Genomic DNA, 25,395 nt, shown 5'->3' on the forward strand with positions numbered 1-25,395 from the left:
ACAATTTCTACATTATTCAATAATTCACAATGCCACTTGCTCATTATCCATTTTGCCAGGATTTAAACATCTATGGTTTTCATAAGGCTCACAATAATGTGCAAAGTATTGTTTAAAGTTGGATACAAATAGCTCCTCATTATTCTCCATGATAAAAATTTTTTCGGGTTGTAATTCAGTATAATTTGAATCCCTTAATACCGCTTTATAAACGGAGCTTGCATGAGAGGAAACCCATTTGTCCAGGAAAGGAAGTATTTTATTTGGATCATTAGTAAAGAAATTTTGATAGATATCGCTAAATAATTTAGCTCTCATTTCATAATTACTTTTGAAATAGAAATTGCTGCGGTCTTTGTGATACTCGATGAAAGGAGGTCTATTGGGTTTTTTTTTCATTCCTGCTGCAAATTCTAAGGAAATGACGAGGCCTTTTGCCGACTCAATTTTATATTTTGTTCCCAATAAATCTGTGCCATTGTATTCGCGGAGATAGGATTCCAAATATGCAACTGCTTCATCACTTAAAGGATCAAAATAACTGCTAATAATAAATTGAGTTGCTAATTTAGTTTCGGGGTTATAATGACAACTAATATAAATTGCATAAGTAAATTGCTCGTTCACTATGTGTTGGACTAAGATTTTATCAATTTGGTTATGCACCTCATCACAAGGGAGTTGTTGATTCTCTATGTCTTGTTCCATACGAATGACTTGCGTTGGGTAATCAACGCTGCGGACAAACGATTTATTTTTTTTTAAGTATTCTAGTTCATTTGAATAAGTGAGGGTTTTGTTGTTTTGATTCTCCGGGTTTTGTGAAATCGTCAAGATGGTCGCATTATCATGAGTCTGACTGAAAACATATTGTGGCATTAAAATAAAAAGAGCAAACAAATAATTAACTTTCATAAAAAACTCCTTTTTTGTCAGCCCAGTATTGCATCCTGCAAGTTCTAAACTTTTTGGCTGGGTTATTTTGAGTATAGTTGAGTGGATGGAAATTACTCTCAATGTTCATTTGTTTTCAGAAGAGATTTTTCTAAAGAGTTTGGTCTTAAAAATTACACAGAACTTAGGGTCTATTTTTTACCTGGTGGTATTGGAAATGACTTACAGTAATTATAAAAAGTGATGGCAGACAGTTCTATACAAATAGAACAAATGTGATAATATTTAACCGAATATACTTCAATGGAGATTGAGGTTAGTTTCCAGACTTTCTATATATTTTAAATTTTTAGGGAATAAAATGACAAAAATATACGCAATAGTTAAACCTGCCTACAGTAAGATGGGTGATAGTTTTACCGATTGGGCTTCATACTTAGTTTCTCCTCTGCACACCTTAGCGTATGAGCAAGTTTGTGGATACTCATTAGGTCATGACGTTTTGTTTTCTGATACGATAGAAGAGGCTAAAAAGATCTTAGAAGATGGAATTAAAGGTACAAAACTAGAGGCCAATACTACAACTCAAAAAGCCATTGTAGAGTTAGATGCTGATGATGAGGGGAATATCACAGGGTTTAATAAGATTTATACACCCAATTTTGATAAGCGCTTTGAACAAGCTGAAGATCGCCTTTTTAAGGCTGTGCGAGTTCCTAAATGGAGTGAACGAGCAATTGACGCTAAAAATGATGTGACACCCGACGCACTTACGGAAATGATTATTCAGTATGAGCAGAGCAAAAAAGCAGTTGCTGAAGTAAAACAATAGGTGTTTCACTGTTCATGAATGTAGCCTGGGTGAAGCGTAGTGTAGACCACGTCATCCATGTAGGTATTAGGTAACTCGTTAACAAAAATAGCACAAGGCTGGGCTGCTAAGCCCAGTATTTGCTGAGTTAATTCTTACTTTCCAAGATGTCCATCATGAAACTCCTACGAAAAGTCCAATTAACAAGTGCTTAGCCATTGATCTTAAGAAAGAAATATATGGGCATTGTTACATGCTGGGCTTATCAGCCCAGCCTGCATTTATTTACCTGTGGATGTTAAATTTACATCTTCTCAGGTAAAAATCCTCCAGCTTGCATCTTCCACATGCGGCTGTAATGACTTTGTATCTTGATCAGCTCCTCATGTGAACCATCTTCAATAATACGACCCTTTTCAAAAACCAGGATGCGATCCATTTCGGATAATGTAGAGAGTCGATGTGCAACCACAATGGTTGTTCTGCTTTGCATTAACACATGCAATCCGTCCTGAATTAATTTTTCAGTTAATGAGTCTAAGGCTGAGGTAGCTTCATCTAGAATCAGAATTGGCGCATTTTTCAACAGGGCTCTAGCAATAGCAATCCGTTGTCGTTGTCCTCCTGATAATTTAATGCCACGTTCACCAACTAATGCATTATATTTTTCAGGAAGTCTGGAAATAAACTCATGACAGTGTGCTTTTTTTGATGCGGCAATAACTTCTGCATCTGTTGCATCAATATGACCATAACGGATGTTCTCTATTAAAGTGCGATGAAATAAAGTCACATCCTGCGGAATCATTGCGATATTTTCACGTAATGATTCTTGAGTGACATCACGAATATTTTTTCCATCAATCAAAATTTGTCCTGACTCCACATCAAACAAGCGAAGAATCAAATTGACAAAAGTACTTTTTCCAGACCCAGATAAACCGACCAAACCAATTTTTTGTCCAGGCTCAATCACAACGGATTTATTTTTAAAAAGATGGGCTCCTTCATCATAGTGAAAGCTCACGTTTTTAAATTCAATACGACCTTGAGTGACAACTAGCGGTTGTGCATTGGGTTTATCCATGATCTCATGAGGTTCTGAAATCAGGGTTAGGGCTTGTCTGCATTTACCTAGTTCTTCTGCAAAATGCACGAATTGGCTTGCCAAATACCATAAATTATAAAAAATGCTGATTGATAAAGAGATAACGAAACTGAAATCACCAATGGATACTTGGCCTTTACTGTACATAACGACCAGCATATATAAGTTGGCTGCAATCAGCACAATAATACTTATATCCCAATAGGCACGCATTTTCAGGATACTCCATTGCATGGTCTGATCCTTATCTGTGGTATCCTGAGTTGCATTGCGAATGACTTGGTTTTCAAAGGCAGCTCTGGAAAACAAGCGTAGATTGGTGATATTGCTAATGCTATCAACAATTTTTCCGACTAAAGTGGTTTTACTGGTCGCAAAAAAATTAGAAAGATCTTGAACCGGTTTGAAATAAACGATTGCGACACCCAAAAAAGCAATGGCCCAAATAAGTAAAATCAATGCAAATATCGGTTGCACAAGCAGCAAGCTGATAATCGCAATAATAAGACCGACAATTTGTGCTGCTGCATCATCGATGGTTGTAAAAATCGCGATGGTGCCCGCAGTCATATCCGAGATTTTATTGGATAGACTGCCCGCAAAGTTATTTTGGAAAAAACGATGTGAATGCTGATTCAAATAAGCAAACATGTGATTAACCAGATCATATCGTATGTAGGGAAATAGCTTTAATCGTAGCCAATCCGAAAGACGCATGTCTACGGCAATTAACACCCACAACGCGATATATAAAATGACATTAGGTTTGATGGCATTCAATATAGCTGATTTATCACCAGAAAATGCGGCAACCTTATCAATAATTAGTTTTAATACATAAGGAGCGAGTGCGTTATTGATTCCCCAATAAGCAGCTGTGAGCAATAAACCAATAACATACCATCTGTATGGTTTTATAAGGCTCAGGAAAAACTTGTTTAGTGACATATTGTTTTTATTCATAATTTTTACTCGGTTTTGGGTACAACTATAAAGAACTTAATAGTCCATCTTTAATTTCATACCGATCAGTGACCTGGATAGCATTCAAAAAATCAGCATCATGGGAAATAACAATCATGGCTCCAGGATAAACCTTGAGCACCTGCATGACATGAGCGCGTGTTTCTCTATCCAGGTTGTTTGTCATTTCATCCAAAATAAGTATTTTGGGCATCATTGCCGCAATCTGTGCCAGGGAGAGCCTAGCCTTTTCTCCACCTGATAAGGTGGAAACCAGAGCATTAACTTCTTCATTTTTGCGAAATAAGAAATCATTTAGATGCTCCCGGATTTCAGTATAGGATTTATTCATAAAGAAACTGCTGATTGTTTCCCATACGGTTTTATCTGCTGACAGCGTTGTGTAATGTTGATCAAGGTAGCCAATCTCATAAGTATGAGGGACAGTCCAATTTCCTGTTTTTATTACGGACGGATTATCCAAAATGGCTCTGAGCAAAGTGGATTTTCCTGAACCATTATTACCACCAATTGCAATTCGATCTCGTGCTTTGATTGAGAAGCTCAATTCGCGCAAAATAGGATTTTTTTTGTCATAACCGATAGTGCCATCGCTGATGGTTACCAACGTTTGCTTTGTTTCTACTCCATGCATTGCAAATTTAGGATGAATCGTTTCAGGTATGTAAAGCTCTGATAAACGTTGGCTCAATTCTTGTTTCTTATGGCTGATGGCGCTTTTTTTGCGTCCAGAAGTCTCTTGTGCATTCCGCGCTTTGCTGTTTGAAACAATGGTTGGCCATTTCCTCTGCTGAATGTGCTTTTCACCTTGAGCTCTACTGCTTTTGGCTCGGGTTTGTTCTTTCATCATATCTGCATGCAGTTGTTTTTTTTGACGTATCAGCTCTGCAAATTCTCCTTCAATTGCGTTGCGCTGAATGGTGATTTCCCGCAAGTAATCTTCATAACATCCTGTAAAGACGTGCACTTTACCATGCTCAATATGCCAAATAGTATCTACTGTGGATTGCAGTAACTCGATATCGTGAGTCACCATAATCAAGGTTCCTTTATAATCAGAAAGCATTCTCATCAAAGAATGTCGATTTTTACGATCCAAGTGATTACTGGGCTCATCAAGCATTAAGAGATTTGGATCAGAAGCCAATGCGCGTGTTAATAATTTTTGAAAACGTTGTCCTCCACTTAATGAGTTATATTCTTCTATGACTTGTGGGACATAACCAATATTCAATGTGTGTGGAAAATGTATGTCACCATCAGTTGGTTCAAGTAATCCTGCAAGTAATTTGAGCAGGGTTGATTTTCCAGTGCCATTACGTCCAATAATCGCAATGCGACTGCCGTTGGAAACTTGGCCACTAAAGTCCACAAAGCATGTTTTGTGGGGGAACGAAAGACCAAGATTTTGAAATCGAATAGGCTTGTGCATCATGTAATTCTCTTAAGTATTCTAAATGGGGCAGTGTTTTTGACTGCTTCCGTTATTGCCCTAGGCGTAGGGTGTACTTAAGAAATTATGTCCATGATGTGTTTAAGCCTCTTAGAGATGTGCTTGTTTGATATTGAGTACAATTGTAACCGATTGCATGATTATATGTCAATATTGTATTTATTGATTGGTTTTGTACATGAAAACAAAGAAATTTGTCATGCCCGTGCGTGCGGTCCAATTAGCCATAAGTTCCGGAACCGTTCGGGCTGAGGAGGCGCGTCAGCGCCATCTCGAAGCCTTAGAACTTAATTAAACGTTTGGAATATTCTGATAAAGCTGTCCAATCACCATTAATAAAAGCCTCTTTTTTTCTTCGACTCCATCCCTTAAGTTGTCTTTCAGCAGCTAATGCTTCTTCACGAGTTGGAAAGTCTTGTGTATAAACTAACTGAATAGGCAGTTTTGTACTTGTATAACATCCAGGGATCAATTTATTTTGATGCTGAAATAGACGATTGTCCAAATTGTCTGTATGTCCAATATAATAACTGTTGTCTTTACACTTCAAAATATAAACCCAAAACATAGTTATTCCTGGTTGGCTTGTTGAAATAGGCTTCGAGACGGCGTAAACGCCTCCTCAGCCCGAACGGTTCTGATTGCTCATAATAACATCACAATTTTCAATAAAAACTTAAAGCTAATTGGAAGTAGCGCTTGCGTGGACATGACAAATTTTTTTGTCGTGTTTTACATGCACAGAGAACTTTCGTGGGAGGATGTTCTATACTGTTTCTTCCAGATGTGGAATCAGCTCTTTACAATGCCGCATGACCCTTTGTTCCTCAGGAGGTAATTGCCAATAATCACCGTATTGTTGGATGAGAAAAGCTTCTGCGTTTCGAGGGATATTAAATTCTTTAGTTTCAAATGCAACGCGTTGCAAAGGATAAATTTCGTCTTTTTTAATTAAATTTTTGCCGACACAATTATAACCTCGTCCTACATATGGGCTGTGGCTGGTATTGGCTTGATGGATAATTTTTTGCAAACAATACTCAAGCAGCGGTTTAGGCAAAAATGAGGCGATAAACTTATAGAGGATAGGATAGTGACCTATTTTTACTTTACTGTATTTGGTGCTTAATAAGCGTGAGAGTTTTTTAGCATAGAATTTATATCGCTTTCGTTGTTTAGGGTCTACAGGCATGCTGTCGTAGACAAAAACATCAATAAAAATACCTTGGACGTAAGGCTCATTACCTTTTTCGTGTTTTTCAATGAAGCGACTGGAGCGATCCCTGATTTTTAAAGGGGTTGCCATATTAAAGTAACCTGGGTCACTATGGACGGTTTGTAACCACATCCAGTGTGGAATTTCTGCAGGGGCAACACGTAGAAACAGTTCATAACTGGCACGTGGCATAGCAATATCCACATCATCATCCCAGGGTATGAATCCTTGATGGCGAACGGCGCCTAACAGAGTTCCTGCATCGAGCCAATAATCCAAATTGTGCTTCCTGCAAATGGAATCTACTACTTCAAGCATGGCAAGCATTTTGAGCTGTGCTTGGCGTAACCTGCCATCATGAAATGCAGTATCTGCAGAATGTGGATTTGAGTTTTTTGCCAATGTCATAAACTATTATTCTTTTTTTTAATGACAACAGCGGATATAGTAACAAAATAATTAAGAATCATTAACCATCATGACACAAAAACTTAATATTAATGCTTTAAAACGTATTCTCAATGAACCGCAATGGTATTTAACTGATTAAAATTCTTTTCCATTTTTTGGGCTCCTGCGGCCGATTCTGTTTGATTAAAAAACCTAAATCTTCCCGTTGCAAGGTAATGAATACCGCCAACTAGAGGGTAGAGCACTATTAGAGAGCAGAAAGCAACAGCTATTTCGGCCCAAACATAATTATAATCTCGATGAATATCCAGCAGTTTTTGGTTGTCTTTTACGATTCTTTTGCATTGTTCGCTACACTCAACTAAGGCCTCTCTTTGTTCTTGGTCAGGCTTCATCGCCGCATCATATGTCTTCTGTCTTAAGTCGTGTACCAGATCACAAAGTTTTTTTCCTTCCGCTTTTTGCTGCGTGTTCATCAGGAATTTTCCTTTATTTTCTAGGAGACTAAAATAGTCACAAATATCGTTAAACAGCCTTTGTTTTTCTAAGTGTTCTGTAAAAATGGGATAAGGAAAGGTCTGAAGATCAATGTGGTGTTCGATTAGCATATCATGGCATTGTTTGACAGTGTGTTTTATCAAAGTTAGCTCATTCGAACTTGAATGTTTTACCGCTTCCAATAAATTATTTCGCAATTCTTCCGCTAATTCTTTATGTGTTTTTGCTAACTCTTTAAGATAAGAAAGCATGCGATCCAATTGTTTTTGGAAGCTTGGAATAGGGGATAAAACTACTTCATCAAGAATAAGGTAATCTATTAAGTGAGCGGATCTGCTCTCTAATAATCGATTAATCTGTTCAGGTCTGTCCGGTTCGTATAACCACATAATCTCGAAGATATAGCTGAAGTCTTGAACATCAAAATTGTAGTTTTTGATACTTAAGTCGGGGCGATAAGATGCGAGGCCAAAGTCAATGATGTTTGCTGTAAACGGGTTTTGTAATGATTGGGGATTATAAGCTACTAAAATGTTTCTCGTATGAAGATCCTTATGCAGAAGTTTTTGCTCAATAAGTTGTTCTTTGATTACATGCGCCAATGTTTTAGTTAACTCTAATTTTTCTTGGCGGCTTAGTGGATGTCTTCTTAAAAGGCTAGAGAGGGTTTCTCCTGGCATTTCTTTCATCACGAGAAAGGGCCCGGTTGGTGCTTTAACATGCAAATGTTTGGCATAACGTGCAATTTGATACTCATATAGAGCACTGTTAGAATATTGATATTTGACCACTCGATGCTTGTCTTTAGCCTGGAACGTATTTGTTTTTCCAAGGCTTATTGTGCAGGAAATGCGAAACACGGCCCCAAATGCCCCTGATCCCAGGCATGTTGGGGACATCATTTCATAGGCGCATCCTCGGGTTGCATTTTTTCTTTGCCTTGCGAAAACGGTTTGTTGGAATGTAAAAGAAGTACCATTGTAGTGATATACTTCATTGGGTTTCCAAAACGCCTTCCCTATACGACGCTGAGACTCTAGAAAATCCCAAATCCATTCATTATGTGCAATATTCTGCGAATCTATAACTATAGGCATAATGTGGGTATAAAATATGGCCAAATTGGATTGTAAATTGATTCCTGCGCAATGTGTTCAAATTTTACATTTTTGTTATAAACTGACATTAAATATCTGATAAGGAAAATCATGGTGCAGTTATTTACTGATATCGGTCCGATGTTGATTCAATATAAAGAAGCCGACGCTCAAGCGCGACAAGCCATGATGCGGAATAAAGTTGCGGACATTAAAAAGCTTTCGGGGCAGGTGACTCATAAGCGTCAGGCAACAACGCATTATGCAGTATTGGCTTATGCAGCGACCTTGATTTGCTATGCGGATGTGTTGCAACGTATCGAGAACCAACAGTATTTTGAGATTTTATTCGATTTTTATAATATGGAGATGGATGAAGAATTAAATGCTTGGTTTGAGTTTGGTAAAATTCCGGGGCAGATGCGATTAAAACATCCACTTCATGAGTACACCTTCGCGATTTGGGAACAATTTCGTACAGCACAAAAGAGACATCTGGAGAAAACGAACAAATCTCATCTTTTTAATTTGGATCAACTTGATATTTCTCATCCTCCTGCCAATCAATTATACCCAATTCAGATTCAAATGGGCGGAAAGCTTAACAATGAGGCAGTGGATAGAATTAATGTCAATGCACAGGGACAAATTCGCTTTGCCAAGCATCATGGTTTTTATCTCCTACCTGGAGGTGGGATGATTGAACTAAGCAACGCCGCTAAAATGGATGCTTGGGAGCGAAAAATGTTAGAGGAACATCTGGAAGAAGAGCATGCCAATCTTCATATCAAAGCAGCTGAACTCTATGATCAATTAACTGCAGATGATTTTAATAGCGCATTAACAAAAGCATTATCAAGCAAGCAAGCCCAATCTTTGCCTGCAGAGTTACGCCGTTGGTTACAAGAGCACATTTTAATTGCAGGAACTCATTCAGTTCGTTTACAAAAAATAGTCGCTGAACTGGATAGACACATAGAGGCCCATCCTAAAGAAAGGCAAGTGCGGGAGCAAAATACGTTCAGGTCATTGATTGAACTACGCGCTATGGTGCAAGTCATACCCTTTGAATTGACCCCGTTATTTAGGGAGGCATGTGCGTACCTAAAGAAAAATACTCTTTGTGTGGATATTCAGCAGTATCTGGATACCCGCGTACTGGGTGGGTCACAAACATCTCACGCGTTTATCATGACGGGGCAACCTTTGGAAGATTGGTTGCAGGTGAAGTTTAAAGGGGTTGGCGGTGAGTTTGGTGATGATATTTCAGGATCTACAATTGAACGTCTGACCTTATTTGATGCGTTGAGCGTGTTTAGAAAAATAAAATTTTCCCACATCTTGATTGGACTTGCTGCTTATGAGGAATGCCTCAATCAGGGGACATTGCTTATAGAAAACATTTGGAATGAGGCACGATTTGCACAGGTTCGCGAGGTGATGCTTGAGGAAGCAACTCAATTTATATAGATAGCTCTTGTTGTCTTGGTGCTTCGTAGCCTATGTGCAGCGTAGCGAAACCCAGGATTGGTAGATTTACACCTGTTCGATCCCCGGACTCCGCTGTGCGACATCCAGGCTACAAGATGTCAGTTGATCTTTTAATTAAGTAAGCATTGATTTATCAAAAATTAAAAACGAAAATAAGCGTCCAACTGTTCTCTGGCACTTATTGTGTGAAATGAGTCTTTTATGTCAGACACTTTAAATCGTTATTATTTACAGGCTATGGGAATTGATCTCTGGGAGCTACGTAGCTCGCCGTCTTCGGATACACAGGGATTATCTGTTTTAGCTAAAGAAGTTGCTGCCTGTACTCGCTGTTCTTTACATAAAACGCGCACACAAACCGTTTTTTGCCGTGGTAGTTCCAATGCAAAATTGATGATTATTGGTGAAGCCCCAGGTTTTTATGAGGATCAACAAGGGTTACCGTTTGTGGGGAAAGCGGGAAGTTTACTAAATCACATGTTGCAGAGCATTGAGATGATGGAACCAGATGTCTACATTGCCAATGTATTGAAATGCAGACCACCCAATAACAGAGATCCGCAGTTGGAAGAAATTACTCAATGTAGTTCTTATCTTGCACGTCAAATCGAGCTGATTCAACCGCATTTGATCTTGGCACTAGGGCGCTTTGCGGGGCAATTCTTACTGAATAAGCCTCTGCCCCTAAAACAATTGCGTAATACACTACATCGCTACAACAACATCCCTTTCGTCGTAAGCTATCATCCTGCATATCTTTTACGAAACCCAGCCGATAAGAAAAAGGCCTATCTTGATTTGTTAACAGTTAAAAAAATGTTAGCAGAGATGAGCAACTAAAAGATTTTTCTGTATAAAAAAACATATTTTTGATACGTATTTCTACGTATTGCTGCAATTTGAATACGTTTTTATACTATAAGTAGATTCAAAGCTTATTAGAAGCCACGCATGGGAGAGAATGATGAATCAACCTAAACGTATTTTTATTGTCGGTTTACCTGGTGCTGGCAAAGGCTTATTTGCAAAACTTTTGGCTGAAAAACTGGGTTGGCAGTTTGTCGATGTGGATCTAGGAATAGAGTATCATGTCGGACGTACTTTAAATGAGATTTTTAGTGCAGAGGGACTAAAGGAGTTTTACCAATGCCAAAAAGAGATATTGACCGCACTGCAAGCAAAAGAACATATTGTAGCAGCCACGGATGCAAGCATTGTCTGTAACGAAGGCATTCGACAATTGTTGTCTGCCGAATTTGTCGTATTTTTACAAGTAAGTACTACCGTACAAATAGGGCGCGTTTCACGAAATCCCATGCCATTATTAACCACTGAGCTCCAAACCTTTTTTGATACGCTACACCTGGAGCGAGACCAATTATTCGAAAATCTAGCGAACATCTCTCTAGATACCAATGATAATGCATTAGAAGAACATGTATTCAACGCCTTGAAGCATGTTACTGAAAATAAAACAGAAAAAAACTCGCCAATTTTCTTAAATGAAAAGGATCTAGTTCTTTTCCATAAATCATCACATATACCAACACGTTTGTCAGCACAACAAGCAGTCTGTCTGCGATTACTTGCGCAAGGAAAAAGTTCAAAAGAAATTGCACGAGATATGCATATTTCATATAGAACGGTGGAAGGAACTTTAGCGAAGACCATGGAGTTATTAGGCTGTGCCTCCAGTAAGGAACTGATTGTTTTATACCATGATAAGCCTTGAGTAAAGCTGGCTAAAAAAATATAACTCCAGTTGTAGCCTGGAGGAAGGTGCAAACATAACCTTGAAAATTTCTGGCATGGAGCTTTCTTTGTTCTGCTAAAAAGAAACAACATTTTTTGTTTTTATTGAGTCAAGTTGGCTTAATTAATTCATTTTCACAACAAATAAATCAATATGCATCTATAATTCACATAATGGCAAATAATTGCGAGAATAATTATGGCTACAGATAAAGTAGAAACAAAAATAAAAGTTGGATTTTATGGCAGTTCTGATAGTGGAAAGACCCAACTTGCTCGTGGGTTATTAGCTGAACCGGATTTAAAAGGAATGCCAAGATTTCTTAAGGATTATTTTCCTACAATGGGTATGTCATTTTTCACAGCGACGTCAAATGTAAAAGGTGTTCCACTTACTATTTCAGATGTTTCAGGACAAGAACGATATAAGTCTGTAGCAGAGCATGCGTATATGCCAATGTCTGACATAAGTGTTGTTTGCATCAATTCTTGTGATAAGGCTTCATTAAAGCAAGCTGAAGGCTATATAGATTCAATTCAAAAAGTGCACGGTGAGAATGCTAAAATTGTTATTGTCCTTACGCAAATGGATAGAGAAGCCGAAAGAGCAGTTACAAATGAAGAAATTGAAGATCTCAAAAAGAGAAAAAAAATTGTATCTGAGACGATTGAAACGAGCGCTAAAAATGGCGTAGGCATTGAGGAGTTGCGGGCTGGCATTACCGATATAGCGTTAGGGAAAGACAGGAAAAATTTAAATGAACTGGCTGCAACAAACAAAGCCCTTTTGCAACCTATGATAACAGCAGCCCTTGAGCCATATGAGAAAACAAAACGTCATAAGAAAACAGGGGATCTATCTTTATTTGGTAAACCAACACCTTATCAAGCATTGTTGAATTTCCAGAACGCATTAGATAAAGCACAATCGTTTGAGCAGTACGCAGCTGCTGTGCAGCAGTTTAAAAGAGAATTACCTGAGGATGTTTTAAAAGTACAGCCTGCTAATGTTCGGGGTGGATTAGCAAGACTATTTGACGCTCTAGTCAATTGGGATAAGAGCTATTTTGCGGATAATCCCGCTGAAATCGCAGAAAGACAGCGCGTTGCGCAACAAACACAAATAAAAGATGCATTATCAAAGGTTAAACCAGAAGCAGACGAGCCAAAATCATCGATTCATCTCGGCCATAACAATGAGTAAATCTTCTTCTATTGTGTATTTATATTAGTGATTCGGAACTAAAATATCGGAGGGCATGCGCCCTCTAAGTACCCGATTTAAAAAGCTTTTTCTGTCAAACCTCTCTTATCTCAATAACATGTCATTCACGCCTACGTGGGAATGACAGCAATTTAGGGTAAAATGGATTAAAAGAGTCAATACTGTCTTCACATTTTGTAATCTGATCGCATTTTGACTTTTTAAGAGCAGACACTATAGTTGAAGGTATAGGATGAATGATGAGGGGCATTTACTTTCGTTGGGTATCCTAGAGAATTACTATGGAAAAAAATTATCTGGAGAGGCTATTTAATCCTCGCTCTATTGCTGTGATAGGTGCTAGCAATAAACCATCACCAGGTGCGACGGTGTTTGGTAATTTGTTGCATCATGGTTTTTCTGGCGCTTTATTTCCTGTTAATTTGCATCATGCCTCTATTCAAGGAAAATCATGTTTTTCTTCTGTCAAAGCGATTCCACAAGACATTGATCTGGCAATTATTGCCACTCCAGCCGCAACAACGCCGCAAATATTAACCGAATGTGGGGAAAAGCATATTCAAAAGGTCATTATTCTTACTGAGGGCTTTAGTGAGCAGGGGGAGCGGGGAGCGCATTTAGAAGAGCAGCTTTGTGCCATAGCACGTCAGTTTAATATTCGCTTTATTGGTCCCAATAGCTTAGGGATAATGCGGCCATGGGTGGGGTTAAATGCAACTTTTGAGTCTCATTCTGTTTTAAGAGGAAATCTGGCTTTTATTTCACAATCAAAGACGTTAATGGCGGCAGTTTTGGATTGGGCTGCGGCAAAACAAATCGGATTCTCTACTCTAGTTTCCCTAGGTAATACGGCAGATCTTAGTTTTGGTGAGTTGCTTGATTATTTAGCACTCGATAATCAGACGGATTGCATTTTGCTGTATGTGGAACGCATTCGCGATGCACGCCGCTTTATAGGTGGTCTTCGCGCTGCGTCACAGCTTAAACCCGTGGTGGTGATTAAATCAGGGCGCAATGCGCAGAGTACTAATACGATCTTATCTCATACAGGTAATGTTATTTCTGAAGATGATGTTTTTGATACCGCGCTAAGTCGAACTGGCGCCATACGGGTGATGGGGATGAAAGAGTTTTTTTCGGCGGCGGAAGTGTTTGCAAGCAAATGCCGGAACAAAGGGGAAGGTTTAACCATTATCACCAATAGTCGCAGTGCGGGAATTATAGCTGCTGATTTTGCGATGGATTTAAAAATCCAATTACCTAAGTTGAGTACCTATACCGTAGAGAAAATAAAGGCATCATGGCCTAATCAGGAAGCTGGCTACAATCCAATTGATATATCGGAGCATGCGAGCCCTGAGGATTATTTCACCGTTATGGAGGCTTGTTTACAAGATGAACAGAGTCATGCCTTACTGGTCTTATTAATTCCTACTGCTTTATCGCAGCCTTTTAAAGTAGCCAAAAAACTCATTGAGTTAAGTAAACAGACTAATAAACCCATCCTTGCGTGTTGGATCGGACAACAGCAGGTTAAATCATCCTGGGCTTTGTTTGCAAAACATGAAATTCCTCATTTTAGTTCCCCAGAGAGTGCGATAAAAGCTTGTTCTTATTTAGCGGATTATTATCATAATCAACAATTATTGATGCAAATACCCGATACGCGATTGCCCTCTAACCAACCTGATATTGCTGGTGCCCAATTAATCATAGAGAAGGCCATACTCGAACAGAGAAATTTATTAACACCAATCGAGTCACAGGATATTCTCACGGCCTTTGGGATAAAGTCAGTGCAAAGCCCCAATCTAACGGTAAATGATAGGGAGTTAATGGTGGGTATTTTAAATGATCCTACCTTTGGCCGTATCATCACTTTGGGCGCTGGTGGAAAGCTCGCAGAATTAGTACCAGAACGTGTTTTGGCCCTACCTCCATTAAATCAGCATGAGCTTAAGAGTTTGATTGCGCAATTACACATCGCGCCAATTCTTGGTGCGTTTCGTAATAAGCCGCCAGTAACTATCCAAGGTTTGGAAGATCTGTTATTACGTGTTTCAGAAATGGTGTGTGAATTACCACAAATTCAAGAAATGGTTATTGACCCCTTGATCGTCAGTGATAAGAAAATTAGCGCCTGTAATACCCATATGGCAATTAATAATGAAGTTATGACTATTCCTTACAGTCATATATCCATTCACTCCTATCCTCATTATTTAGTTTCAGAATGCCAATTACCTGGAAGGGAACGCTTGCTGATTCGTCCTATTCGTCCTGAAGATGCTCATGTGAAGCAGAAATTTATTCGTCATTTATCAGACAATACGAAACGTTTCCGTTTTATGGGTATATTGCAAGTCTTAAGTCCTGAAATGCTGCGTCGGACAACTCAGATTGATTACGACCGAGAAATGGCGATGGTCGCGGTGATTCAGCGTGATGCAAAAGATTTTATTATAGGGATTGCCGAATATGTTGCTAATTTGGATATGCACACCTGTGAGTTCGCTGTAGTTGTTGCAGATGAATGGCAAAATAAGGGTATTGGCAGTCGTTTAATGGCGTGTTTAATTCGTGCCGCCGAAATCCAAAATTTAAAAATTATGGAAGGTTCGGTGCTTTCCGTGAATGCCGATATGTTGAAATTGGCCACCCACTTTGGTTTTGCAATTAAACAAGATGCAGAAGATGTTACGTTGAAAATTGTGACCAAAGCGCTACAACCTAAAGGAATGGAAGCTTATGTGTCGGTGTAGGGCAGTATTTAGGATGAATCACGCACTCTCTGGAAAAGAATACTATAATTTATAGCACACACTTAAATCACCCAATCATTGCGGGATGGATCCCAAGGACATTGACTATGAAAGGAACTGAGAAGAAGAACGCTCCAACACGATTACGACGCGCTACGCATCAATCTGCTCTTCCAACTGAGAGTGTTACTAAACCTCAGTATGTACAGTATAAGAATCAATTGGATGATTTTTTTTACTATATCAATAAACTATATCAAGCAAATCTTGGTAAGTTCACTATGGGGATGAGTCCTGCCGTAATAGGAACTGCTCATTGTGCTTGGCTTTTACAATTAGCTCAATCACCTGGACATCTATTGGCATTGCTTTTTTATCATCTAACACACTCCGATGAGTTTCTTTCGCATCTACTGTGTGATAGACAACCCGCTCAAGGAACAGATGTTCGTTTTCATAAAGAGAATTGGCAATTGATGCCCTGGCGTCTTTATGCTGAGGTTTTTCTTCAGAGTGAAGAGTGGTGGGGTTATGCAACGCGAAAGGTTCCAGGTCTTTCAGGGAGAGCCGAGCGTACGGTTTCATTTTATATTCGCCAGCTACTTGATGCGTTATCGCCTTCCAACTTTGTCTTAACCAATCCAGATCTTTTTTATGAAACAATTCGTTCTGGTGGTGTCAACTTGATTCAAGGTACGGAAATTGCGTTTGAACATACTTTGAGACGATTGGCAGGTCTACCTCCTCCTGGTGCTGGAAAATTCAAACCAGGTAAGAATGTGGCGATTACTCCAGGGAAAGTAGTATTTAGTAACCATTTAATTGAATTAATTCAATATGAGCCGCAAACAGAAACTGTTTTTAAAGAGCCAATCCTCATCATACCTGCATGGATCATGAAATATTATATTTTGGATTTATCTCCTGGAAACTCGTTAGTTAAATGGCTCGTGGGACAAGGGCATACGGTATTCATCATTTCATGGCGTAATCCGGATGAGAAAGACCGTGATTTAGGAATGGATGATTATTATCGTCAAGGTGCGATGGCTGCAATCGATGCTGTGAGTGCTATTTTATCGAATCCCAAAATTCATTTAATGGGATATTGCCTTGGTGGCACTTTAGCAATGATTACTGCTGCAGCCATGGCACGCGATAAAGATCATCGCCTTAAAAGTCTTTCACTGTTGGCGGCACAAGGCGATTTTACAAAAGCAGGTGAGCTTATGCTGTTTATTACAGAGAGTGAAATAGCTTTCCTCAAGAATATGATGTGGGAAAAAGGTTATCTTGATCCCAAACATATGGCCGGTTCGTTTCAAATGTTACGTACTTATGATTTGATTTGGTCAAAAATGATTGATGATTATATGACTGGTGAAAAGCGCGGGATGATCGATCTGCTTGCCTGGAATGCCGATGCCACCCGTATGCCTTATAAAATGCATACGGAATATCTGGAAAAACTATTTTTGCAAAATGATTTTTCTGAGGGGCATTTTCGTGTCGAAGATGAAATAGTGGCTCCTAAAAATGTTCATTTACCTATTTTTGCAGTGAGTACAGAGCATGACCATATTGCACCATGGGAGTCTGTATACAAAATTCACTTAATGATGCATACGGATATTACCTTTGTGTTAGCAAGTGGTGGTCACAATGCAGGAATTGTCAGTGAACCCAATCATCCTGGACGTTATTATTCTATTTTGGAAAGCAAAAAGAAAATGCCCTATATGGGGCCGAAGAAATGGATAAGTAAAGCAAAAAAAAGAGATGGCTCTTGGTGGATTGCATGGCATGATTGGTTGGTCAACAACAGCTCGCAAAGGCATGTTTCACCTCCCAAGATTGATTCATCATTACCTTCTGCTCCAGGAAAGTATGTGATGCAAAAATGAACTAAATCGCCTTAATACCCTATCTTTCAGAGAGATAGGGTATTTGTTTATTGTTTCTTTCCTCATTTTTTTCATACTAAATGTTAAAAATCAAAATGAAAAATTCGAACATCATGAGGGAACTATGTCGTCAAAAAAATGCAACAAAATGGGTTTATATGGTTTTTTTTGTGGGCTTTTATTTTGTGCTTCGGAGCTGATTGCTGCCAAACCGGTATTTACCATTGTTGCACAGAATAATTTACCCAAAGAGGTGATGGCCAACAGCATTCTTTCCATTCAATATTTAGTAAAGAATGAAACATTACATACGCGACAATTAACCATGCGCTCCATTTCTGGCGTTACCGTATACAATCCTGGACAAAGTGATGCGTGCACTTTGCCATTCACATTAGCACCCGGGGAGAGTTGTCAGCTCAATTTAAAACTTAATGCGAGTCAAATGGGGAGAGGAATAAGGAAAAAAGGTCCTGTCATCTGTAAGACACGCGGTCCTAATGATCCTAGACCTAGTTCATTTCTATGTGCTCAACCCTCAGAAAGCGACAGTTTGGATGTGAAGGTATTGCCTTGTACAAGCGGTCGTTGTTTGCCTAACGCTTTGGCTTCGTCATTGCGTCAATTAACAACGGCATATCGTCAACAATTTGGGATCCCTGCTGTTGTCGCGGGGGTTTGGTTACCTGGACAAGGCGAGCTGATTATTGAGGAGGGTTATGCTGATCTGAACAGCTTAACACCTGTATCACGTCTTGATCACGTGCGTATTGGCAGTATTACAAAGTCATTTACTGTCACTGTGATGTTGCAATTGATTAGTGAGGGTAAACTGTCATTGCAAACCATGCTAAGCGCGTTTATGCCTGCTTTGCAAAACAGCAACGCAACTATGGCTCAATTAGCTGACATGCGTAGTGGTATTTTTAATTTCACTGAAGATGCTGCACTTGATGAAGAGTTATTTCAAGATCTGACTCGTTTCTGGCTTCCAGCGCAATTAATTAATGCGGCAAATCAGAATTTGCCTTATTTTCCAGCAGGCGCTGATTGGCATTATTCAAATACGAATACGGTAATTATAGGGTCCATTATAGAGCAGTTAAGTCAACGCCCTATATGGCAAGAAATTGAACAGCGAATCCTTGCGCCTTTAGGTCTAAAAAATACGTTTTATCCGTTAACGCTTGATTTACCAACTCCTTTTGCTCATGGCTATGGTTTCTCACCTTTAGAAGATGTAACCAATACTAATCCCTCTTTTGCTGGTGCGTCAGGAGCAATGATTTCACGTCTTGACGATTTAAAGCGATGGGCTGTAGCTTTAGGACAGGGACTTGTATTAACTCCTGCCATGCAAGCACAACGTATTGCCAGTTTGCAGCCTATCGTGTTTGCTCCGTGTCCAGATACTGTACCTGGTCGACCGTTGGTCACTTGTCCTGAATATAACCGTTATGGGCTGGGAATAGGTGAACTTTCGGGGTGGATAGGACATACCGCAGAGTTTTTCGGGTATTCTGCTGTAGTGATGTACAACCCACAAAGCCAAGGAGTTATTGTGATTTGGATGAATATTTTTGGCGTAGGAGAGCATTTGCCAACGAAGTTATTTTTGGAGTATTTGACGGTATTATCATAAACCGTGTGCGACAGAATAGAGCACCACTCAAAGTGAGCTTGGTTACTGAGCTTGGATGTGTTAAATTTGCTTTTTAACATTTTTTCTGGTGCTCTATGATAAATAAAAAATCAATTTCGACAATAAGTTGCGCTATTTTTTTGGCTTCTGTCTCTTCATTTGCCAATGCGTCTGATCTTATGCTCAATTTCAAGAAAACGTTCTGTGGTAATCAGGAATATTTAGGAAATGCTGGGAGCAAACGCCCCCATTTACATTGTGGTGAGAAATTTATTACTTACAAAAAAGCGAGTGGTGATCATTTAAATATTGCAGAACAAGGAACTTGTAGCCGAACAAACTTAGTTTTTGATGACATCAAAGCGAATAAAAATGCATTTGCAGATTACCAAGAGATCTATAATGCGTTGGTATCCTTCCACGAATCAGGTTGCCCCAATCAGTTTGCGTTGAAGTAGTGACTTTGTAGACACACGAAATATCAAGATAAACAATTGGTGCCCCTCATCGGCTCTGGTGGGCACCTTCTTCCTGCTAGAGAGAAGGGATATAAACGCACGTGTAGATCCCTGATCCTGTTTGTGGGAGAGGGCGCTTTTCTGCTATGGTAGATTAATCTATCTAAATACTATTCAAACAACTCCAGAACTTTCTCAGGTGGGCGTCCAATAACTGCTTGGTCTTTATAGGTGACAATGGGGCGTTGCATTAATATGGGCTCTTTGAACATCGCATTTAATACCTGAGTTTCATTATCCAGCGATAATCCCAATTCTTTAAAAACATGCTCATCGGTACGAACAAAATCTTTAAGCATAAAGTGTTTTTTTAAGACGTTTAATTGCTCCAAACTCAGAGGGGTTTTTAGGTATTCAATAATAACGGGTTTAAAACCTTTACTTTGCAAAAGCTCCAAAGCTTGTCTTGATTTAGAGCATCGAGGATTATGATAAATAGTAATTTCTTGCATATGCTTCTCGTTTTTACTGAGATTAGATTTTACACTATAACATGTTCTTATCACTTGATCTTTAATTTTGGCTGCTCGCATTACAGCCATCTGGTAATCGTTTATTGACTCCAGAATGAATCTCCTTTTTACTAGAGTCTGTTTACAGACCCTAACATTAAGATTAATTATTTGGACTTCTATGCAATTTACTATTGTCCCCATCGAAGAAAAACATATTGAAGCATTTTGGACCGCTGTAGATAGCGTTGCACGTGAACGTAAATTTTTAGCTTTTTTAGAAGGACCTCCTATTGAATTAACTCGAGATTTCGTTTTAGAGCATATTAAAGAGGGCTGGCCCCAAGTTGTCGCGATGCATGAGGACCAAGTAATTGGTTGGTGTGATATCAGCGCGCTAGATCGACCGGTTTTTGCCCATGTTGGCAGTTTAGGGATTGGTGTGCTTGCCTCATACCGAGGACAGGGAATTGGTGAGGCTTTATTAAGCACTGCATTGCAAATGGCTCAGTTAAAAGGCTTAACGCGTATAGAGCTTACGGTGCGCGAACAAAATAAAGCGGCAATCTCGTTGTATGAAAAATATGGATTTGTCAAAGAAGGGGTACATAAAAATGCTGTCCGTATTGATGGTATATACGAACATCATATTTTTATGGCTTTGCTTTTTGAATAGTTGAGCCATTTCAATTGAGGCATTCTTAGGGGCTGTTTATAATTCGTTCATGATAATAAAATTGTAACGGCGCCTAATCATTAAGTTTTTCTTTATTTAAGGGAAGTGGAATTGGCTTTGTATGGTGTTTATAAATATTCCACCTTTTCTCGGAAAATTCTTTAGGAGTTGTTTTTAATAAGATAAAAGCTAAAAACTCAGCGCAGACAGCAGGTGATATCAAGGTTTTTTCTTGGTAAGCCTCTTGAAACTCGACAGCCAATGGAAACTGTTCTACAGGACATTCGCGCAAATTCTTTTGCATCCCGGTGTCGACTTCACCAGGAATCACATCTGTTGCTACAATTCCATGGGGTAATTCAATCTGTAATACGCGGGTCCACATGTTCAGTGCTGATTTGGAAATGCAGTAAGCACCTGCACCTAGAACGGCTGTTTCTCCTGCCACAGAAGTGATATTTAAAATACGACCGTCTTTTGTTGAAAAATAAGGGAGTACGCTTTGGGTGAGCAATATAGGTGCTATAAGGTTGGTTTCAATTATTTTCTTTATATCGTCAGCCGCTGCTTGATGTAATGAGCCAAGAGGGGAAATAGTACCCGCATTATGAATCAAGTAATTGATTTTTAAATTTTTAATTTCATTTACAATTCTTTTTAAACTTTCATCAGTAGTAATATCTGCTGGTATTATCCTAATTTTCTCCGAATGCTTATCCTTTAATTTAAGTAACTCTGTGTTATTTCTTGCAATCGCGATTACTGTGACTCCTTGTGAGACGAGCTCTAATGTGAGTGCTTGTCCTATACCACTACTTGCTCCCGTAATCATTGCAATTTGTGACATTTTGAGACTCCATTCATTACTGAATTAATAATTGTTGGACGTTGTTATATCCAGATCTTGTTGGGCCAATGCAACTTTTAAACGCGCCAATTCAGCTTTCATATCAACCAAGATCGTTTTTACGTATTTAAATGTTTGGTCATAAAATGTGTCTTTTACAGAATGATTTAATCTTTGAATTTCACTATCAAAAATTTCGGTTACTTTCGTATAAAAATCATCATTAGTACAATTTGCTTTATTTATAAGGCCGATAATTCTACTTTCACTTGGCACTACATTATCTAAGTCACAAAAACACTTATCGAGAAGAACACTACAAATTTGTAAATCCATTTCTACAGTTTCATCCACTTGAATGGCCATAATCTTTTTTTGAAACATATCGAGGCATTCTATTTGAAAGGGGGGGATTTTGCCTTCAAGAGTCGTTTTTTTTCTATTTAAGACATTTAATAATAGTTCTTTAGCGTTGGGCATTTTTATATCAATCCATTGTTAATTGCATGCGCAAATCATAACATCACTGAATATAGTTTTCACTTTAATGCAAGGGATTTTATTGATTTTGATTTATCTGCAGCAAATGACTTCAATCAAAAAATAAAGCGGCTTATCAGGCCGCTTGAAGCTTAATTACTGCTCTGAATTGGTGAGCTTGTTTTTAAGAGCGCATCAGAAGGGGCGGACTCTTCAGTATGGATCGGCTCAAAAAAGCCAAATTCCGTTCGACCAGGATATTTTGAATCCGATGCAGGACGATTATACCCAGGCAATTGTTCATGCTGAATTGGCTGAGGGGTTTTCCATCTCGCAATTGCCTTAATAACTCGCTCTATTATGTTTTCTAAAGAAACTAGCCATTGGGGTAAGTATTTCGATTTTTGTTGTTCACTTTCATGGTGTTCGCTTGAGGTAGTGGTGTTTTGTTCTACTTCATGATATTGGTGTAAAACTAATTGCATCTCCTTTAAATTCTTTAAAATTGATTGAGTATTAGAAGTCAAATCGTCACTTTGTTGCGGTAATTTTGTTTTAAGCTGATGGACTATCGGATTTTTTTCCAACTCTTCTAGATAAGCATGAAGTTGTGCTAGTTTCTCGCGAATGGTATCTATTTCAATATTCCATCGTTGTAACAGTTCTTCATTTTTTTCAAGACAATTAAAATGTTGCTGAAGCAAATCGTTCTGGAGCAATAGTGCCTTTAGCGATTGTTCATAACCCTCATCACCTGGAGATAATGTTTGCAGCAATCGTTGTGTTTCCTGAATACTTGCAAATAAGTCATCAATTAATCGCCGTGATTTATTCAAGGGTACGAACGCTAGAGAAGCATTTATCTGATGGTTTTCAATGAATTTACCCCAAAGCAAATTGTTTTTACTAACAGAATCAATCAATTGATGTTGGTAGGCTTGTTGCTCTTCTTGGGAAAGCTTTTGGTTCGAGTTTTTCCACCAGTAGGTAATTGATGCAGCAATTAATGCACAATCTGAAGTTTGAAAAATGTTCATCATTACTATTTTGTTTGCTTCAATAATTCTATTTAATGAGTCCTGAACCTCTAGATGTGTTTTTTGCTTGTCACTGAATACCTCCGTGATTTGCTCTTTAATTTTATCGTCCAATAGTTCAGCAGCACTTATTTGAATATCAACTAAATCATTCCTGCATTCAAAATAAGCATCTATTTTTGACAATACATCATGCTGGACATCTTTCTCTACAGAAGTATCATCTCTTTTTAAGAGGTTTTGCATTTTTAAAGCCAAGCGTTCTCTTTTTTCAGTCACTACTCGAACATTAGGAAATTGTTGCGTGCTGGTGTAACTTTCATAATAACGACAAAAATCTTTAAGTTCTAAATCAAAAGTACCTGCAACGCGTTCTTCTTTGATGTCAATTTGCTCAGGATTTTCCATGTTCGGTAAATAAAGCCGCCCAGTTACGCCCCATGGATTTCTAATGCGTATCATTTTAATTGGACGCATTTCATCCCCATCTTTATCGACTGGTCGGAGCGTTTCAACAACACCAACAATGGTATAGGCATGCATCGCTCTTAAGCCTGGTACTTTTTCGTCATATCGGTGGGGTGTGCCGGCGGTTAAGGATTCACCCTGAGCAATTTTTTCTTTTATATCGTTAAAAACATGAAGTTCTTCAGGTGAATAAACGCCACTAAAGAGCTCTTGATTATCTCGTCGCACGCCTTTTTCTACGTCTTCATGATAATAAGTAAAGAGTTTTTGTAAGATATCCACTACGGGTTTGTTTTTCTCATCTTGTGAGAAGTGTGCTATTAAGTGTTCAAGACGCTGTTGGCTATTACTGTATTGATTGTATATTCTTTCCCACTCTGCCGTGTTTTCTGAATAAAAGTCGATTAATTTCAAACAGTTTTCTTCTGCGTGTTCATCAAAAATTTCTTCAAATACTCGAATTCTTGTTGATAACATTTCTGTAATAATTTCATCTGTTCCTGATTGATGTTCTTCTCCTAACTCTTCTTGCATGAGCTTCTTTTGTTGATTTAACACAGTAAGCTGTACCAGCTCATCAGCAAAAAAGTGTTCTATATCCCAAGCAAAAAATTTATCATAATTAATATATTTTTCTTTAGAAGGACGACCTGTTAATACTTTCAATGCCAGAGATTCTGAACCACCTTTCAGCGCACCACTCATGGATTGATTCGTGTTTCCGAAGAACTCAGGGACGGATGCTGCTGCTTTCTCAAGTATATCGACCCATAAGCCAGTGTGTCTATTTAAGCTACCTTGTTGATCTACAATATACGAATTTTGAACTCGAATATAAAATGGTTCTAACGTTTTAGGATTAAATAAACGAACGGTCGTTGTGCCATCATCATTTTGTCGCAACATACTGCGTATGTAGCTGGCTCCATCAGGCTGGCTCAAAAGGGCTGCTAGCGACGCTAAAAAAAAGCAGTCAGGAACTTTGCTTTGCCTAACATCTTCTATCGAAGGAGAACCCTCAGCAAATAAAGGCGCGTTGGATTGTTGATATTGCTCGATGTTATATCCTAAATACTTTTCAGGATCATCTAATTCAATGTCACAACTGTTTTTCTCATCAATGGAGATATTTCTTTGATTTTCAGGTAAATCGTCGCGGCTTGCCCCCATAGGTACATAAGGAGTTATCCTAAATCTCTGAGCCTCTTCTGGCTTATCTAAATTCAGTGGCTGTATTATTGCTAAGCTATTCTCGTTTAATGACTTGCCATTAGGTAATTGAATGGTTTTTCTTATTTTTCCGCGTACTCCAGGGAAAACTAAAGGAACTGAAATGTTGGGTGGAACAACAAGACTTCCTTGTGTCTTAAAATTAAGAGGTAACATAACGTCTCCAAGACGGAAAAACTTATAATTGATTATAAATTATACGTCATGAACATTAAGGGTTCATTAAGAGGCTGCAATTGCTAAAGAGACTACGCAAAGAGGTTGTTTCAACAACGGTGAAAATAATTTTTATGTAAAAAAGCTCTTTGTTAATCAATCCTTAAGCTTGCTTGTTTTACACTGAAAAAAAGCGAAAAGGAGACTACCATGTCAAACAAAAAATTAACTGAACGTTTGCACTATGAGCTTGATGAGCTTGGTGTTCCTGCATTAATGACAG

At 38.6% G+C, this 25,395-nt stretch carries 20 protein-coding genes; 10 read left to right on the forward strand and 10 right to left on the reverse strand.

Features of this window, described 5'->3' with window-relative positions; all coding sequences use genetic code 11:
* Window positions 1–24: 24 nt before the first annotated feature.
* A complete protein-coding gene (locus tag Lste_RS02370) occupies window positions 25–915 on the reverse strand; it encodes an Lpg0189 family type II secretion system effector (RefSeq protein WP_058509484.1) in 891 nt (296 codons plus the stop codon).
* A 340-nt stretch (window positions 916–1,255) separates the two neighbouring features.
* Here Lste_RS02370 and Lste_RS02375 point away from each other — a divergent pair, with 340 nt between their 5' ends.
* Window positions 1,256–1,726 carry a hypothetical protein gene (locus Lste_RS02375; protein WP_058509485.1) on the forward strand — a complete coding sequence of 157 codons (471 nt, stop codon included), beginning with the start codon at window positions 1,256–1,258 and terminating at the stop codon, window positions 1,724–1,726.
* A 283-nt stretch (window positions 1,727–2,009) separates the two neighbouring features.
* On the opposite strand, the gene Lste_RS02380 is transcribed toward Lste_RS02375, so the two are convergent.
* From Lste_RS02380 to Lste_RS02400, 5 genes are all read right to left on the reverse strand, one after another.
* Complete coding sequence (locus Lste_RS02380; protein ID WP_058509486.1) at window positions 2,010–3,776, reverse strand: ABC transporter ATP-binding protein; 1,767 nt, start codon at window positions 3,774–3,776, stop codon at window positions 2,010–2,012.
* A 25-nt stretch (window positions 3,777–3,801) separates the two neighbouring features.
* Window positions 3,802–5,232 carry an ABC-F family ATP-binding cassette domain-containing protein gene (locus Lste_RS02385; protein ID WP_058509487.1) on the reverse strand — a complete coding sequence of 477 codons (1,431 nt, stop codon included), beginning with the start codon at window positions 5,230–5,232 and terminating at the stop codon, window positions 3,802–3,804.
* A gap of 298 nt (window positions 5,233–5,530) precedes the next feature.
* Window positions 5,531–5,818, reverse strand: a complete 288-nt coding sequence (locus Lste_RS02390) for a GIY-YIG nuclease family protein (protein ID WP_058509488.1) — start codon at window positions 5,816–5,818, stop codon at window positions 5,531–5,533.
* Window positions 5,819–6,016: 198 nt separating this feature from the next.
* Complete coding sequence (locus Lste_RS02395) at window positions 6,017–6,874, reverse strand: LicD family protein (RefSeq protein ID WP_058509489.1); 858 nt, start codon at window positions 6,872–6,874, stop codon at window positions 6,017–6,019.
* 110 nt (window positions 6,875–6,984) lie between these two features.
* A complete protein-coding gene (locus Lste_RS02400; protein ID WP_157070682.1) occupies window positions 6,985–8,472 on the reverse strand; it encodes a protein kinase in 1,488 nt (495 codons plus the stop codon).
* A gap of 111 nt (window positions 8,473–8,583) precedes the next feature.
* Here Lste_RS02400 and Lste_RS02405 point away from each other — a divergent pair, with 111 nt between their 5' ends.
* The 8 genes from Lste_RS02405 (at window position 8,584) to Lste_RS02440 (ending at window position 19,706) form a co-directional block, all read left to right on the forward strand.
* Window positions 8,584–9,942, forward strand: a complete 1,359-nt coding sequence (locus Lste_RS02405) for a hypothetical protein (protein WP_058509491.1) — start codon at window positions 8,584–8,586, stop codon at window positions 9,940–9,942.
* Window positions 9,943–10,164: 222 nt separating this feature from the next.
* Window positions 10,165–10,803 (forward strand): uracil-DNA glycosylase, encoded by a 639-nt coding sequence (locus Lste_RS02410; RefSeq protein WP_058509492.1) that lies wholly within the window; start codon window positions 10,165–10,167, stop codon window positions 10,801–10,803.
* A 124-nt stretch (window positions 10,804–10,927) separates the two neighbouring features.
* Window positions 10,928–11,695 carry a shikimate kinase gene (locus Lste_RS02415; RefSeq protein ID WP_058509493.1) on the forward strand — a complete coding sequence of 256 codons (768 nt, stop codon included), beginning with the start codon at window positions 10,928–10,930 and terminating at the stop codon, window positions 11,693–11,695.
* Between the two features lie 219 nt (window positions 11,696–11,914).
* Window positions 11,915–12,919, forward strand: a complete 1,005-nt coding sequence (locus Lste_RS02420; RefSeq protein ID WP_058509494.1) for a Rab family GTPase — start codon at window positions 11,915–11,917, stop codon at window positions 12,917–12,919.
* A 302-nt stretch (window positions 12,920–13,221) separates the two neighbouring features.
* A complete protein-coding gene (locus Lste_RS02425; RefSeq protein ID WP_058509495.1) occupies window positions 13,222–15,702 on the forward strand; it encodes a bifunctional acetate--CoA ligase family protein/GNAT family N-acetyltransferase in 2,481 nt (826 codons plus the stop codon).
* A 107-nt stretch (window positions 15,703–15,809) separates the two neighbouring features.
* Window positions 15,810–17,606: a PHA/PHB synthase family protein gene (locus Lste_RS02430; protein ID WP_058509496.1), complete on the forward strand. Its 1,797-nt coding sequence runs from the start codon at window positions 15,810–15,812 to the stop codon at window positions 17,604–17,606.
* A 124-nt stretch (window positions 17,607–17,730) separates the two neighbouring features.
* Window positions 17,731–19,248 (forward strand): serine hydrolase domain-containing protein, encoded by a 1,518-nt coding sequence (locus tag Lste_RS02435; protein WP_058509497.1) that lies wholly within the window; start codon window positions 17,731–17,733, stop codon window positions 19,246–19,248.
* 95 nt (window positions 19,249–19,343) lie between these two features.
* Window positions 19,344–19,706, forward strand: a complete 363-nt coding sequence (locus Lste_RS02440) for a hypothetical protein (protein ID WP_237760404.1) — start codon at window positions 19,344–19,346, stop codon at window positions 19,704–19,706.
* A gap of 170 nt (window positions 19,707–19,876) precedes the next feature.
* Here the strand turns inward: Lste_RS02440 and arsC are convergent, their stop codons facing one another.
* A complete protein-coding gene (arsC, locus tag Lste_RS02445; RefSeq protein ID WP_058509518.1) occupies window positions 19,877–20,218 on the reverse strand; it encodes an arsenate reductase (glutaredoxin) in 342 nt (113 codons plus the stop codon).
* A 181-nt stretch (window positions 20,219–20,399) separates the two neighbouring features.
* On the opposite strand from arsC, the gene Lste_RS02450 reads away from it, so the two are divergent.
* Complete coding sequence (locus Lste_RS02450; protein ID WP_058509498.1) at window positions 20,400–20,894, forward strand: GNAT family N-acetyltransferase; 495 nt, start codon at window positions 20,400–20,402, stop codon at window positions 20,892–20,894.
* 73 nt (window positions 20,895–20,967) lie between these two features.
* Here the strand turns inward: Lste_RS02450 and Lste_RS02455 are convergent, their stop codons facing one another.
* From Lste_RS02455 to Lste_RS02465, 3 genes are all read right to left on the reverse strand, one after another.
* The gene (locus Lste_RS02455; protein WP_058509499.1) at window positions 20,968–21,741 is read right to left on the reverse strand and encodes an SDR family NAD(P)-dependent oxidoreductase; all 774 of its coding nucleotides are present in this window, start codon (window positions 21,739–21,741) and stop codon (window positions 20,968–20,970) included.
* 24 nt (window positions 21,742–21,765) lie between these two features.
* Complete coding sequence (locus Lste_RS02460; protein ID WP_058509500.1) at window positions 21,766–22,221, reverse strand: hypothetical protein; 456 nt, start codon at window positions 22,219–22,221, stop codon at window positions 21,766–21,768.
* 152 nt (window positions 22,222–22,373) lie between these two features.
* Window positions 22,374–25,112, reverse strand: a complete 2,739-nt coding sequence (locus tag Lste_RS02465; RefSeq protein WP_058509501.1) for a C2 family cysteine protease — start codon at window positions 25,110–25,112, stop codon at window positions 22,374–22,376.
* Between the last annotated feature and the right edge of the window lie 283 nt (window positions 25,113–25,395).

It is taken from the genome of Legionella steelei, assembly GCF_001468005.1.
GTDB lineage: Bacteria > Pseudomonadota > Gammaproteobacteria > Legionellales > Legionellaceae > Legionella > Legionella steelei.